The sequence below is a fragment of the Acinetobacter sp. YH12040 genome (assembly GCF_013420005.1).
GTDB lineage: Bacteria > Pseudomonadota > Gammaproteobacteria > Pseudomonadales > Moraxellaceae > Acinetobacter > Acinetobacter amyesii.
Genome location: NZ_VOZB01000004.1, coordinates 210159 through 224958, shown reverse-complemented (window position 1 = coordinate 224958; position 14800 = coordinate 210159). Strand labels below are relative to the sequence as shown.

Genomic DNA, 14800 nt, shown 5'->3' with positions numbered 1-14800 from the left:
CGCCTGTGTTTCCTAACCCTATAAAGTGATGAAACATCACTAAAAATCCTGTTGTATGGTCATCACTTGATCACCACGTTTGACTTCAAGTTTCACCTGCCCTTCACGGCGGGCTTGTTCTAATAATTGCGCCTCAGATTGTCCTGCACCGACTGCCTGCCCATTTAAAGACATGATGCGGTCACCCGGTTGCAAACCCAATTTATTTCTCAAGGCAGCAGGTGTTCGATTTGAAATCTCAAACCCACCATTACCTGATGGATTCACCCCCATTTCCTGCAGATATTGCTCACGATTTTCTGTCATGCGTTGTACGGCCTGACCAATCGCGGACTGCGTCGTGCCTTGCTCTGAATTTGCAGGATTAGCTGCATTTTGCATGCTGTTATTTTGCAAAGATCCGCCTGATGTTGCATTGGCTGTAGGGACAATCGGTTGATCTAATCCGTTTTCAATACCTTGGAACGCTAATTCACGCCGTGCACCATTACCCTGCGTTAAAATCACCTTATCCCAATAAACTTCAGCCAGTTGATATGATGAACCTTGAATGGTTTCTCCAACCAAGTAGCGATCTGAACTCTCATTGACCTTAATCACTGCCGACGAGTAGCGACTTGGCTGTCCAACCACCACACCTTGTAACACCATATTTAACTGCGCGTCAGCTGCTGAACTGCGGTTTTCCTGAAACAAGGCAAAAGAGCTAATATTAGGAACTTGCGTTTGCTGTGAACCCAATTCAACTCGGTCTAACTGCATGGCTTGTGGCGGTGCAATCAATAACCAAAATAAAGCGGCTAACTTCCAGCACAAGTACAAAATTATTAAAACCAAGACCACAGGTGCAAGTCGATCTGTTTGCTTCCAATTGATCTCGCGGATTTTTTCGAAATAGTCAGCCATCAGTTCACCCCACTCAATAGGGGTTGACGCGAACTAATCACATACGTATCTAATCCTGCCTTACCTTCATAGGAAGCAACATTCATCAAAAAGCGCTGGGTTAATTGCACATCCAACATGAGGTCTGGCTCAAGTGACATATTCATCATTTTTTGTTCACGTTGATCTCGAACATCAATCGACAATTTGCCATTATCGTCTTTTAATTGAGCCAACATGGCAGGCACATTCATTGACTCTTGACGCTGTGCAAAGCTAAATGATAAATCCCCACCTGCCCACTGTATCTCGCCTGATGAACGACTAAATCCCTGTTGTGGCTTATATTTAAACTGCACATCTTTTAATTGAATGGCATTCATTGGCCATTGCCAATCGGCAAAACTTTTTAAGGTTTCAGGAGCAATTTGACCCTCTAAGTTTTTAATACTAATACTTTTACCAAAACCATACCCCATCACACCTTGTAGTTTGGTATTGCCACTATGAATTTCAACATTTGCACCCAAGCGTAATAAAATCAAATCCCACGGGCGTGTGTTCCAGTTTAACGAGCCTTTCAAATTTCCTCGTGTCCAATCTGCTTGCCCATGCCAAATATTGCCACTGACGTTATGTAGCATTTGGTTATTTTTATAAAACTTTGTAATGAGCCACGCTGCTGGCACTTGCAGCATAACGAAAATTAAAAAACTGATCGCAGCAAAAATGAGCCACCGAATATTATTAGTTTTATTGATCATCCCACCACAACCGATCCATCAATTTTTTTCCATCATTTAAACATTTTTCTTTATAGACACATTATGCATACTTTTTCTGCATAGCCAATTCAAAGAGATAAAAAAACCAGGCATTTGCCTGGTTTAATTATCCTGAACTCAGGATATGACGATTTCATGAATTGTTCTTAAATTAAGAAGTCTTCTAGTTTCGCGCCTTTTTCTAACTCAGCCACTAACCAACGTGGTTGTTTACCACGACCAGTCCACGTGTCATCTGCATTGGTTTTGCTACGGTAACGTGGCTCAACCGCTTTACGCGTTGATTTTTTACGTTTGCTTAAACCAAATTCAAGGATTTGTTCAACACTTAAATCTAAATTTTCTGCAATTTCAATAATACGGTTGTATGCATCTTCAATCGCTTGATCTTTTTTAGATGCAATCAAGGCTTCAGCTTCTACTTGAAGCTTCTTTAACTCTTCAACTGATAAATTACTAATATCAGGCATAATCTTTAACTCCGAAATTTCATTTTAATAATGCTTATGAAAACTCGCTCATAATATTATAATAAAATTTTTATTCAATAAATAATTTTCATTTTACTACAATATTTTAACACGACTCCTTAAAATATATAAAATTAAATTGTATTTAAATATTATTTCCGACTGAAATCTCCAAAGCTTTTATTTTAGTTTTTATACTTTCTGGAATTGAAGTTTTTTGTAGGGTAGTTTTATCCACGCACACAATAACCGCATCGCCTGTTGCAACGATTTTTTGTTGCTGTTCACTCCATAATATATAACTCATACGAAATGCACTATTTCTTAATTCTTCAACGCGCGTTGCCACTTTTAAAATATCAGGATAAACCACTGGGCTTAAATATTTACATTGGCTTGAAGCCACAACCGTAACTACAGACTGATTAAATATATCCAACTGATCTAAATAACCAATCCGCGCACTTTCCATATAACGATAATAATGCACGTTATTTACATGACCAAAAGCATCCATATCCCCCCAAGCGACGTGTTGAGTATGAACCAATGAATATTGAGCTAAATCTTCTCGCATATAATGTCCTTATATTCGAATTTCCATAAAATTGGCATTATTTTCAAATATTAAATTTAATTGTTTGATCAAGTCATCCTGCTGATTTAAGGCTGACTTGATGCGTAAATAACTCATTAATACATCATCTGGATATAATTCTAACAATGCATCTGCTTCAGCTTGGCGTGCTGTCGCTTGGTAAATATTCCATTTTGCAAAACTAAAAACAGGCAGCGCAGGATACTTTTCTTCCCAACGTCGAATCTGCTGTTCTACAGCCACATAGTCAGGGTTTTGCTTCAGCATTTTTTGCTGGAACCACAAAAAGAACACTTCTTTGTTAAATTGCTGTTCCAGCAAATGAATGGCCAATTGCTCATGCTCCTGACTCATCTCTGGCATACGAGACAAGACTTTCAACCATAGCACCTTGACCGCATATTTACGCTCTGTAATTTGATCTTGCAAATCCAAATAACGCTGCTTTAAATGCTGTAAGTCATCGACATCAGCTTGATCAAATGCAGATAATAATTGTTCCAACCAAGCTTGTTTTGTCAGCTCATCTAAATGTCCATAACGTGTCGAACGCAAATACAACCAAGGAAACTGCAACGCAAACATGCCCCATAGCGTGGTTAAACGCTGCTCATAGGCAGTGCTGACTTTTTGCAACCATGGCGATAATTCATGTTGATTCAAAAATTCAAGATGCGTTAAAGCCTTTTCACCCTCTTGTTGAGATAAATAAATTTCAATCCGTTGCAATTCTGCAAGCTCAAAAGCCATTGGATTGGTCTGAGTTAATGCATTTAGTGCTGTTTCATATTGCTGCTGAATCCAATATAAACGCGCATCGATCACCCCTTTTAATAATCCAGACTCAGTAAAAGCTTGCTGAATAAAGTTTTTTTGATCTTGCGCAGCATTTAAAAGCCAAATGACAGCCAATTGCTCATAGGGATGTAGTTTATTAAAACTAAAGACCGTTTCAGATTTACGTTGTTCTCGACTTAAATAACGTTTAACCGCATACCAAAACATTTGCACGATCAAACTCAGTAGTGCCAGCAATAATGCTAAAAACCAAATATTGGATTGAACTTGCCATTCACGCCAGTATAAATACACATAGCCTGCACCATGCCCAAAACTCAGCAAACTAATAATGGCAACAACCAATAAGCTAATAAATAAATAGGCCAATAAAATATGTTTCATAGTCGATTATCCTATGAGTGCCCGAGTATTTAACAGCGGTACAGAAATAACCGGAATGTCCTTTAATTGTTCTAAACGTTGGCGTATTGGTTTTAATGAAGCATCTGGCAATTGCTGCATAATTTGCATAATTTCAGTGATTTCTTGTTGAAATTGAGGATATTGTCCTTGATTTAAAACCTGCTGAGCCAAAATTAAACGTAACTGCATTTCTTTTAATACCAAGCTACGCTGCATTAATACGGGACTCGGTTGTTCGACTGATTCGACTTGAATCCATTTTTGCCAAAAAGAAAGACCTTTTTGCTGCTCTTTTGAACTATAGGGCTTTAATATTTCTTTTTCTAACAATTGATCGATCGATTGCAGAGTATTTTTCACTTTATCGGACTGCAACTGACGCTCTGTCACATATTGCTTTAAGGTCTCACGATCTTTTTGAATCACCTGATGCAAACTCATGCGCAGTGCAGGTGCTAAGCTCAACTGATCTAATTGTTGATCTAATTGGTTTAATTTTTCTAAAGCGACAGCAAATTGTTGTTGCTGCATGGCAAATTCAACCAAATCAAGTTGCTGGCCCACCACACTCATTGGCTCAATACTATGGGTTGCCTCAGAAGCAATCGAAGCATTCGATATCGTTGCAGCCGACATCTCGGTCGTTCTGCCGCTCAACTGTCGTTTCAAAGCCACAACCTGATCATTCAAACCAGCATTGCGCTGTTGCAATAAAGTTTGTTGTTGCATCAGTTCGGTTTGTTGAGCATTGACTTGGAATAGATCAAAACTGAGTTTAGCCAACCAAATTACGGCGACAATGACCACAACGACAAACAACTTCTTCATGTATTTCCCTGCACGACTTGCACATGCTGCAATATGTGTGTCGCGTTTAAATCTTCGAGTTGAATAATTTTAAAATCTTTGTTCAGTGTTATACGACTTTGCTCAAGTAACTCGAACAACCTTACACCTAAAACTAAAAAATGTGCATGACTCAGCACTGATAAATGCGACTGAATCAAGTCAAGCCAATTGAGCCAACTAGCCTCACTGGTGATCAACATACAATATGGAGATGACAACTGATGTTCAGAAATGAGTGTTTTTACTTTTTGAATGGTCTCTTCTGGTAGATACCGTTCATATAGCACAAAATTGAGAATCTGAATGCCACGTGCTAGCAACTGCTGCATCATAAATTGACGACCACCTTCACCGCGCCAAAATGCAACGCAAGCCCCGGCCTCTAATTGTTCTAAATGGCTTAAGGTGAGCATTCCCTCCGAGGTTTCCACCTGCGGTACGACACTGTGAATGCCATAATCAGCCAGCTTTGCTGCAGTTGCATCACCCACTGCAACCCATTGAATATGTTCGAGCTGATCAAGTGAAATGCCTGCCTTACGCAAACCTTGCATTCCAAAGGTAACCGCAGAGGGGCTCACCACAACCAATACATCCGCAGCACTCAACTGGGCGTAGCACGCTGCCAATGCTTCTGACCATGCCCGTGGCTTGAGCTCAAGTAATGGAAGCTCAGCCACAGCAACACCCGCAGAGCGCAGCGTCAAGCTAAGCTGCGTTGCACGATCTGCTGGACGTGTATTGATAAAAAGCATGTATTAATACAGTGCCTTTAAAATTTCACCGGCACCTTGGGCTAACAAGTCTTGTGCCAATTTGACACCGAGCTGTTCAGCTTGTTCAGGAAAACCTACTTGCTGTGCTTTCAACAAGGTTTGACCGTCAACACTACCGACACGACCTTCCAAATGAATCTGACCATTTTCTAAGGTTGCATAACCTGCAATCGGTACTTGGCAGCCACCTTCTAGATATGCATTAAATGCACGTTCTGCGCGTACACAGGCATTGGTCTCTGTATGCATTAAGGGCAAAATTAAATCCAATACAGTTTGATCTTGGTTACGACATTCTAGGCCCAATGCACCTTGTCCAACTGCAGGTAAACTCACAACAGGCTCAAGAGTATGACGAATACGCTCTCCTAAACCCAGACGCTTCAACCCTGCACTGGCCAAAATAATCGCATCATAGTTACCCGCATCGAGTTTAGATAAACGCGTACCCACATTGCCACGCAGATCAATAATCTCAAGATCAGGACGTTGTTTTAAAATTTGGCATTTGCGGCGCAAGCTCGATGTCCCAACCTTCGCACCCTGTGGCAACTCATCAAAACTGTTATAGGTATTTGAAACGAAAGCATCTAATGGGTCTTCACGCTCACAAATCACGGCCAAGCTTAAACCTTCAGGCAAGGTCATTGGCACATCTTTCATCGAATGAACTGCCAAGTCTGCACGACCATCCAACAATGCCGCTTCTAATTCTTTTACAAATAATCCTTTCCCCCCAATTTTGGCTAAGGGGGTATCTAGAATCTTGTCACCTTGGGTCACAAAAGTCACCAACTCAACTTTCAAATTTGCATGAAGTGCTTCTAAGCGTGCACGAATATGTTCCGCCTGCCAAAGTGCAAGCGGGCTTTGTCGAGTTGCGATCTTAAGGATATTCATAAATTTTAAAATACAGTCTATAGGGCTATTATTCTAAACTTAACTTGCTCAGTTGAAAATGCAAGCTTAATTCGCAATGTGCTTTAACCCTTGCCCTATAATTTTTGTATTCGCTCGCGTAAATTCGGTAAATGCCGACGGCTGACCGCCAAGCGCTCGTCTAAATCTCGACAACGCACTTGATATTGTCCTGAGCTTACAACCTCTAAACCATCTAAAAAGCTCACAGACACCAAGGCATTACGATGGATGCGTATAAAGCGATCACCAAATTCATGCTCTAAATCTTTCAGTGTTTCATCAATGAGTACGCTGCCATTTTTGTGCCGAACAGTGACATATTTCTGATCTGCAAGAAAATAGTAAATATTTTCCACAGGTACCAACTCTACACCACGATAGGTCTTTGCCGCGATTTGATGGCGGCTGATTTTAATTTCGTCCATATTTTCTTTTTGTTTTATCGTGCTCAATTGAGCTTGGGTTAATTTAGTTAAATGATCTAAAACCTGCTGCAATTCCTGTTGCATAACCGGTTTTAGTAAATATCCCTCTGCATTCGACTTAAATGCATCAAGTGCATGATGATCATATGCAGTACAAAAAATAATAGCGGGCATGGGGTCTAATTCACGCAACAATTTAGCGCAAGTCAGCCCATCCATTTCAGGCATTTGTATATCTAGTAAGATGACATCAGGCTCGAGGCTTTGAGCCAAGTCAATCGCTTGTTGACCATGTGAGGCTTTCGCAACCACTTGATGTCCAAGTTGAGTGACTAAACGTGACAATCGCTCTACTGCTAGAGGCTCATCATCACAGATCAGGATGTCCATTTCTCCTCCTTATCTCGTTAACGTCATTTATTTTTATTGGTCAACTGAGATTTCTATTTATATTGATATTGCACCACAGTCGTATACATTCCCTCGCCTGCGTAGGTTTGAAAAGTGACATGCTGACCATAATATGCCTCAAGTCGCTGTTTCACATTTTCGATGGCAATACCATTCCCCTGACGTAATTTAATTGTATCCTGTGTATAAGGATTTGTAATAACGATATTAATTTGATTTTGTAATATTTCAATCAATATATTTATCGTACTCTTTGTCAAAATCTTTTCGACTCCATGAAAAATACTATTTTCTAATAAAGGTTGTAAAGTTAATAGTGGAATTTGTACTTGAGCGTACTGTTCAATGTCGGCCAGTTTCCACTCCACATTGAGCCGATCGCCCAATCGCATTTGTTCGATGGCCAAATAACGCTGACACAAATCGATCTCATCTTTGAGACTCACCAGTTTCAATTCTTGAAAACTCGCACGGAACAATCGAGATAAATTCAGTAGCATTTGCTCCGCTTTATCTGGGTCAATCGCAATCAAGCTAATCACATTGTTTAAGCTATTAAATAAAAAATGTGGATGAATCCGAGCTTGCATAGCCTGAATGCGTGAGTTTAATTCACTATGATGTTGTCGACCCCACTGTTCTCTTAAATATAAATATCGAAAACAAAATGCCCCAAGTAATACCCCATAGCTCAGATTTAAAACCACACTAGCAGTTAAAACATCTGCACTCAAACCAGCTAAACTGAAATTTTCACCAAAATAGATCAAAACATTTAAAATTAAGGTGGTGAATAACACCAAAGCTTGCAATAAAACAAACCCGCTAAACATGAGCATTTTCATGCTTAAACCACGCGTCTTGCTCTGCAAAAGCTCTGAAAATGCTGCAAATGCCAATAATATCCAGTTAATAAACAACACATGCTGCATGACACTGTAAACACTTAAGGCTTGCCACGATTGAGCTTGTGCCAAAGCCAAGACCAACGCCACAATATTGCCCGCAAGAAAAAGCTCCCACAAATAATGCCAACGGCCCATTTTTCTTGAAAATACAGAAATTGTCATAGGCCCAAACCTTGTCTAAAAGTTTGATCAACTTGCCCTTCGGCAACTGGGTTCGAATTTGCTATACTCTTGTTCAGTTCTATGCTTTTTATCTTATTGAGCCGACATGACCACATCTTCTAATTCCTCAAATCCGTCACAAGCCCAAACTTCAGGCATGTGGGGCGGTCGTTTTTCCGAAGCTACTGACGCTTTTGTTGCTGAATTTACAGCATCTGTACAGTTTGACCAACGCTTTTATAAACAAGATATTGCAGGTTCAATTGCACATGCAACCATGCTTGCAAAAGTCGGCGTTCTGACTGAACAAGAGCGTGACGATATTATTAATGGCTTAAACACCATTAAAGCAGAAATTGAAGCGGGTAACTTCGAATGGCGCATTGACCTAGAAGATGTGCACATGAATATTGAGTCACGCTTGACTCAACGTATCGGTATTACAGGTAAAAAACTACACACCGGTCGTAGTCGTAATGACCAAGTTGCAACCGATATCCGTCTGTATGTTCGCGACGAAATCGATGCGATTTTAGAATTATTGAAAAAATTACAAAAAGGCATCCTAGGCTTAGCGGCGAAAAATACCAATACCATCATGCCGGGCTTCACGCATTTACAAACTGCACAGCCAGTGACTTTTGGTCACCATTTAATGGCATGGTTTGAAATGCTGGTACGTGACTCAGAACGTTTAATTGACTGCCGTAAACGTGTAAATCGCCTACCTTTAGGCTCTGCTGCACTTGCAGGTACAACCTATCCAATCGAACGTGCGTATACAGCAGAACTCTTAGGTTTCGAAGCTGTCTGTGAAAATTCATTGGACGCCGTATCTGACCGTGATTTTGGTATTGAATTCAATGCGGCAGCATCACTCATCATGATGCATTTATCACGCATGTCAGAAGAAATGATTCTTTGGACATCGGCTCAGTTCAAATTTGTGAACATCCCTGACCGTTTCTGCACTGGCTCTTCAATCATGCCGCAAAAGAAAAACCCAGACGTTCCTGAGTTGATCCGTGGTAAAACTGGCCGTGTATATGGTGACTTGATGAGCCTATTGACCCTGATGAAAGGTCAACCATTGGCATACAACAAAGACAACCAAGAAGATAAAGAACCACTATTCGATGCAATCGATACTGTTCGTGGCTCACTCATGGCATTTGCCGACATGATCCCTGCACTAGTGCCAAACATTGACATCATGCGTGAAGCAGCGCTGCGTGGCTTCTCAACTGCAACTGACCTTGCCGACTACCTAGTTAAAAATGGCGTGGCATTCCGTGATGCACATGAGATTGTGGGTAAAGCAGTTGCTCTCGGTGTTCAAGAAGGCAAAGATCTTTCAGAATTAACCCTTGAGCAACTTCAACAGTTCTCTGACTTGATTCAGGCCGATGTCTTCGAAAAAGCATTAACACTTGAAGCATCTGTCAATGCACGTAACCACATTGGTGGTACTGCACCTGCTCAAGTTGAAGCAGCAATTGAACGCGCACACGCACGTTTAGAAAAACTTTACGCATAACTTTTTCAAGTTAAATGGAGTATTGATATGTCTCGACAAGTTTTTTGCCGTAAATATCAGGCTGAAATGGAAGGTTTAGACTTTGCACCATTCCCGGGTGCGAAGGGACAAGAATTGTTTGATACGGTATCTAAACAAGCTTGGCAAGAATGGCTAAAACACCAAACGACGTTGATCAATGAAAAACGTTTAAACGTGTTTGAAGCTGACGCGAAAAAGTTCCTTGAAGAGCAACGTGAAAAATTCTTCAGCAATGATGAATCTTTAGAAAAAGCCGAAGGCCTAAAGCCTGAGTAAAACTTAAAGCGTTGCTTTAAGTTTTACGCAAGACAAGCGAAGCGCGTAGTTTCAAATGTCATGAAGGAGTCCCAAAGGGGCTCCTATTTTTATACTCCGCCACGCCGCAAGACAAGCAGCTATGCTGTGCGTAGACTTTAATTGAAAAGAATCTCCAATCTTGGGGATTCTTTTTTATTGCTCTAAAAATTACGCAAGACAAGCGAAGCGCTTAGCTTCAAATGTCATGAAGGAGTCCAAAGGGGCTCCTTTTTTTTGTGCTTAGGAGTACTGCCACGCCGCAAGACAAGCAGCTATGCTGCTCGTAGGCTTTAATTGAAAAGAATCTCCAATCTTGGGGATTCTTTTTTATTGCTCTAAAAATTACGCAAGACAAGCGAAGTGCGTAATTTCAAAATAAAGTCTGAAAGGATTCTTTTTTTGCTTCGGAGCACTGCTATTTTCGCAAAACCAAGATGACGTCTGTGTAAGCTTTCATTGGGAAATGATCTTCATCATTGCTGAAATATCTTTTATCCATTGATCAATTTTATTTAAACTTAAATAAATGAATTTATTATTTAAATAATGTTAAATGTATTTTTATCATCACATATATCGATTTTCATTGTTTAAATCCAAACAAAACCTACCAAAGTTATTGGCCAATTTGTATCAAAAATTCTTAATGTAAATTTGTGATACATTTCTCAATAAAACACAACATTACACTACAAGAAACTCCATGTATTTCTAAAATGGCTTTCCTATAATAGCAATCAAGGAGATGGAAACATCTTCCATAATAGCGATAAGTAACCCCGATTTTCCTTCCCAGATTTCCCCCAAAATCTGGGAATTTTTTTATCCAAAATTTGCACTAACATCTCACATTTAACTTCAAGCTCTAATCAAATGAAGCGCTGTTCAAACTAGTCAAACCCTGAATTTTTTCTAAAAACTCGGCAATAAAAAAGCCCCGATCACGGAGCTTTTAATAACTTACTTTAAATCAAGGTTGCTTTAAATACGGCCATGCGGCTTTCAAATATATAAACATCGACCATAACGTTAAAACTACGGCTGTATAGAGCAATCCATACGCCAACATTTCTAGGGGTTGCCAATTTAGCAAGAACACTGAAATCGCAATCATCTGAAATGCTGTTTTATATTTACCAACGGTTGAAACCGCAACACTGGTACGCGCGCCTAATTCAGCCATCCACTCACGTAGGGCAGACACCGTGATTTCACGTGAAATAATTACAATCGCTGCAAAGGCCATCGAAATGGTCGGTTGCCATTGCACCAAGACGATCAACGCAGTTGCGACCATCAGTTTATCTGCAACAGGATCGAGAAAACGTCCAAATGCTGAAGTCTGATTTAAACTTCTTGCAAGGTAGCCATCAAACCAGTCAGTGACAGCTGCGATCACAAAAATAGCAGTCAGCAATATATGACGTGACATGCTTGCAGCATGCTCACCCACGCCCATTGCAGGTGGCCAGTACGCCACCAACAAAAACACAGGAATTAAAGCAATTCGTGCCAATGTTAAAATATTAGGAATATTCAGGATTCGACCTGTTGTCATAGACACCCCAGTTTTCCCCTCATGCACGATGAAAATGCAAAATAATTTGAGGATTTATCCATCGTTAGTTGCACTCACTTTATACGAAATGCCCCTCAGTGTCACTAGGCAAACACCGTAACAGTCTGTCGCGCAATCGCTATCAACTGGTTATTTTCATCCCATAAATGAGCATATTCTGTAGCGTATCCATCCGCTGCATAATCGGTAAATACTTTATATTTAAACCAATTATGTAAGTTTGATTGCAAGGGATGTACATAGGTCAATGTCCACGTTAAAGAACTAGCAGGTGCCATGGTTTTGTACATAGGCAGTACACCGGGCGGCCACATATCCATCGAGACCATTAGGTCAGCAACAGTCATCTTACGGTTATCATGACGTTCTGGGTTAAAACGCATCCAACCACTAAAGTCTGGCTTTTGACTTGCTGTACATGGATACTGCCCATCTACCCAGACCAAATCCATTTGCTGAAAGCACTGGGGTGCAAGTGGATGATGTTCGGCAATCTTTAAGCTGCTCACTTCAGGAAAATTGGGTGCTTGACGCTCCTGATTGACGACAATGCTTGATTCACGTGGAACACCAAAGCTCGCCAATAAAATGCTTTGTACGGCATCATCTTGCCAAAGTCGAACTTCAATGGTGGTGACGGATTTGCCCTGTCTTAAAATTTCCGCACTTAAACGCACGGGCGCCAATTGTACTGGCCCAACAAAGGTCACATTACAACTGAGTAAACGTCGCTGCGGATCGGCAATGGTGGCAACGGCTTTGTGCATCATCATGCCAGCCACTAAGCCGCCATAGATCGTACGCCCTTGCAACCATCCTTCTGGAATCTCAACCCATTCATTGTGTTCAATATGTTGATACAACTGTGCGAGTGACATCATCATCCCTGATCATATTTTTGATTTTTATATCATTGTATAAAAATTAAATGATGTGAATGATCAGTGACTCATGCGTCAATGATCATTTTGGCAAATTCAGGATTGACCCGTCATCGATTGGGCTTAGTTCGCGCTATTCATGCAGGATTTTATAAATGGTGCGCGCCATCACATCACCTAAACCCGGTACAAGTTTTAAATCATTTTCCGAAGCTTTGAGTACCCCCTGAATGCCACCAAAATGGGTCAACAGATCCCGACGACGTTTTGGCCCTAAGCCCGGGATCACCTCAAGTACCGAAGAGCCGCGCTTTTTATCTCGTTTCGCTCGGTGTTTGGTAATGGCAAAGCGGTGGGCTTCATCACGAACCTGTTGAATCAAATGCAGGGCTTTATGGTCTTCGGGCAATTGGATTTTTTCACCATCGGTAAAGTGCAATGTTTCCAGACCAGGTTTACGCCCCTCACCTTTGGACACCCCGACCATAAAGGCATCGAGCTCGAGCTCCTGCATGACTTCCATCGCCATGTGTAATTGACCTTTACCCCCGTCAATTAATAGCAAATCGGGTAGCATATGCTTTTTATAGCGGCGGGTCAGCGCTTGACGCATGGCAGCATAATCATCGCCTTCGGTAATGTCATTTATGGAAAATTGTCGATAGTCGCGCTTTCTTGCACCGCCAGCATCAAAGACCACACAAGACGCGATAGTTGCCTCACCCATAGTGTGAGAAATATCAAAACACTCAATACTGTCAATCGGCCGCCCAACGACTTGCTCTAACTGATGAAAGCGCTCATTCAATTCAAAATGATCAGCCAATTTACCTTTAATGGCGTGTTGCACATTCATTTGTGCAAGCTCTTGCCACTCTGCACGGGTTTCACGCACTTTATGTTTGATTTGAATTTTTTTATCAAAGTGCTGATGTAGTGCATCTTCCATGTCTTTGCGATCTGGAATATCGACATTGATGATGAGTTCAGTTGGAATCTCATCTGCAACTTGAAAGTAGAAATTGGCAATGAAGTCCGAGAGCATTTGACCTAGATCATCACCCTGCATATCAGGGAAATAACTCTTTCCGCCGAGCATTTTGCCATTGCGCACATGCATGATTTGCACACAGGTCACACCGGCTTGATAAGCAATGGCAATGATATCAGCCTCACCTTTGACTTTATAAATCGCTTGCTGAGTTTGCACATCACGCAGCAGCGCCATACGATCACGATAAAACACCGCCTTTTCAAACTCGAGTGCTTCGGCCGCAGCTTCCATTTTCCCAATCAGCTCTTGATTAAGCTCTTTGGTGTCGCCTTGTAAAAACCGAATCGAGTTATTGACATCTTCTTTGTAATCTTCGGGTGAGATCAAACCCACACAAGGCGCGGAACAGCGTTTAATTTGGTATTGCAAGCATGGTCGTTTGCGCTGCGAAAAATAGCTATTTTCACACTGACGCACATTAAACAGTTTTTGCAGCACCACCAAAGTGTCACGCGCGTTATAAGCACTCGGATAAGGCCCGAAAAACTTACCGGCCTGATGCTTCGCTTTGCCTCGCCCTGCGGCAATTCGTGGATAGGGTTTATCGGCTGAAATAAAGATATAAACATAAGACTTATCATCACGCAGCATGATGTTATACGGTGGACGATGCAGCTTAATCAGGTTTTGTTCGAGCAATAGGGCTTCCGTTTCAGAACGCACCACCAAGGTTCCAATATCATAAATACGGGCGACCAAGGCTTGCGTCTTGGGATGCTCAATGGTTTTCACAAAATAACTCGACACACGATTTTTTAAATTCTTTGCTTTACCCACATACAGCAACTCACCGTCTTTACCCAGCATGCGGTAAACACCGGGTAGAGTCGTCATATTGGCAAGAATTTTTTCAATATGTTCGCGTGCGTTTTCGTTCACTTTTGCCTTGTTCCGTCTTCGATATTGCTCTTTGACATGATGTGATGCTTTTACCTACATTTTCAAGCAATCCCGCAAATTTATTGTTGCTCATAGCAATGATCTGATTGCTAAAAGCTATTAATGCAAAATTCTAAATTTGCTATGCTCAAAACATCA

The 14800-nt window shown here is 41.1% G+C and carries 14 protein-coding genes and 1 pseudogene; 2 read left to right on the top strand and 13 right to left on the bottom strand.

Annotated elements, in window-relative coordinates:
• Positions 1–39 precede the first annotated feature (39 nt).
• The 10 genes and pseudogenes from FTT99_RS06275 to FTT99_RS06230 form a co-directional block, all read right to left on the bottom strand.
• On the bottom strand, positions 40–906 hold the full coding sequence (locus tag FTT99_RS06275; RefSeq protein ID WP_180130424.1) for a type II secretion system protein N: 867 nt from the start codon (positions 904–906) through the stop codon (positions 40–42).
• Complete coding sequence (gene gspN, locus FTT99_RS06270; RefSeq protein ID WP_168379021.1) at positions 906–1649, bottom strand: type II secretion system protein N; 744 nt, start codon at positions 1647–1649, stop codon at positions 906–908. Before gspN ends, FTT99_RS06275 begins: the two co-directional genes overlap by 1 nt.
• A gap of 167 nt (positions 1650–1816) precedes the next feature.
• The gene (locus FTT99_RS06265) at positions 1817–2143 is read right to left on the bottom strand and encodes an H-NS histone family protein (protein WP_180130490.1); all 327 of its coding nucleotides are present in this window, start codon (positions 2141–2143) and stop codon (positions 1817–1819) included.
• A gap of 142 nt (positions 2144–2285) precedes the next feature.
• Positions 2286–2717 (bottom strand): thioesterase family protein, encoded by a 432-nt coding sequence (locus FTT99_RS06260; RefSeq protein ID WP_180092860.1) that lies wholly within the window; start codon positions 2715–2717, stop codon positions 2286–2288.
• Between the two features lie 9 nt (positions 2718–2726).
• Positions 2727–3920 carry a heme biosynthesis protein HemY gene (locus tag FTT99_RS06255; RefSeq protein WP_180130426.1) on the bottom strand — a complete coding sequence of 398 codons (1194 nt, stop codon included), beginning with the start codon at positions 3918–3920 and terminating at the stop codon, positions 2727–2729.
• A gap of 6 nt (positions 3921–3926) precedes the next feature.
• Positions 3927–4769, bottom strand: coding sequence for a hypothetical protein (locus FTT99_RS06250; protein WP_180130428.1), 843 nt, complete (start codon positions 4767–4769; stop codon positions 3927–3929).
• Positions 4766–5545, bottom strand: coding sequence for a uroporphyrinogen-III synthase (locus FTT99_RS06245; RefSeq protein ID WP_180024940.1), 780 nt, complete (start codon positions 5543–5545; stop codon positions 4766–4768). Before FTT99_RS06245 ends, FTT99_RS06250 begins: the two co-directional genes overlap by 4 nt.
• Before the next feature lie 3 nt (positions 5546–5548).
• Entirely contained in the window at positions 5549–6466 is a 918-nt protein-coding gene (gene hemC, locus FTT99_RS06240) for a hydroxymethylbilane synthase (RefSeq protein WP_218954495.1), read from the bottom strand.
• A gap of 95 nt (positions 6467–6561) precedes the next feature.
• Positions 6562–7302, bottom strand: a complete 741-nt coding sequence (locus FTT99_RS06235; protein ID WP_111886003.1) for a LytTR family DNA-binding domain-containing protein — start codon at positions 7300–7302, stop codon at positions 6562–6564.
• Positions 7303–7355: 53 nt separating this feature from the next.
• Positions 7356–8509, bottom strand: a pseudogene (locus tag FTT99_RS06230) (sensor histidine kinase).
• Between FTT99_RS06230 and argH the strand changes: the two are divergent.
• Both argH and FTT99_RS06220 read left to right on the top strand, forming a co-directional pair.
• Positions 8500–9930, top strand: a complete 1431-nt coding sequence (argH, locus tag FTT99_RS06225) for an argininosuccinate lyase (RefSeq protein ID WP_171263765.1) — start codon at positions 8500–8502, stop codon at positions 9928–9930. The pseudogene FTT99_RS06230 and the gene argH sit on opposite strands and share 10 nt — an antisense overlap.
• Before the next feature lie 27 nt (positions 9931–9957).
• Entirely contained in the window at positions 9958–10227 is a 270-nt protein-coding gene (locus FTT99_RS06220; protein ID WP_078190466.1) for an oxidative damage protection protein, read from the top strand.
• A 991-nt stretch (positions 10228–11218) separates the two neighbouring features.
• On the opposite strand, the gene pgsA is transcribed toward FTT99_RS06220, so the two are convergent.
• From pgsA to uvrC, 3 genes are all read right to left on the bottom strand, one after another.
• A complete protein-coding gene (gene pgsA / locus FTT99_RS06215) occupies positions 11219–11806 on the bottom strand; it encodes a CDP-diacylglycerol--glycerol-3-phosphate 3-phosphatidyltransferase (RefSeq protein WP_078190467.1) in 588 nt (195 codons plus the stop codon).
• A gap of 104 nt (positions 11807–11910) precedes the next feature.
• Positions 11911–12705: a thioesterase family protein gene (locus FTT99_RS06210; RefSeq protein WP_180130494.1), complete on the bottom strand. Its 795-nt coding sequence runs from the start codon at positions 12703–12705 to the stop codon at positions 11911–11913.
• Between the two features lie 136 nt (positions 12706–12841).
• The gene (uvrC, locus tag FTT99_RS06205) at positions 12842–14641 is read right to left on the bottom strand and encodes an excinuclease ABC subunit UvrC (RefSeq protein WP_180116099.1); all 1800 of its coding nucleotides are present in this window, start codon (positions 14639–14641) and stop codon (positions 12842–12844) included.
• Positions 14642–14800: the final 159 nt, after the last annotated feature.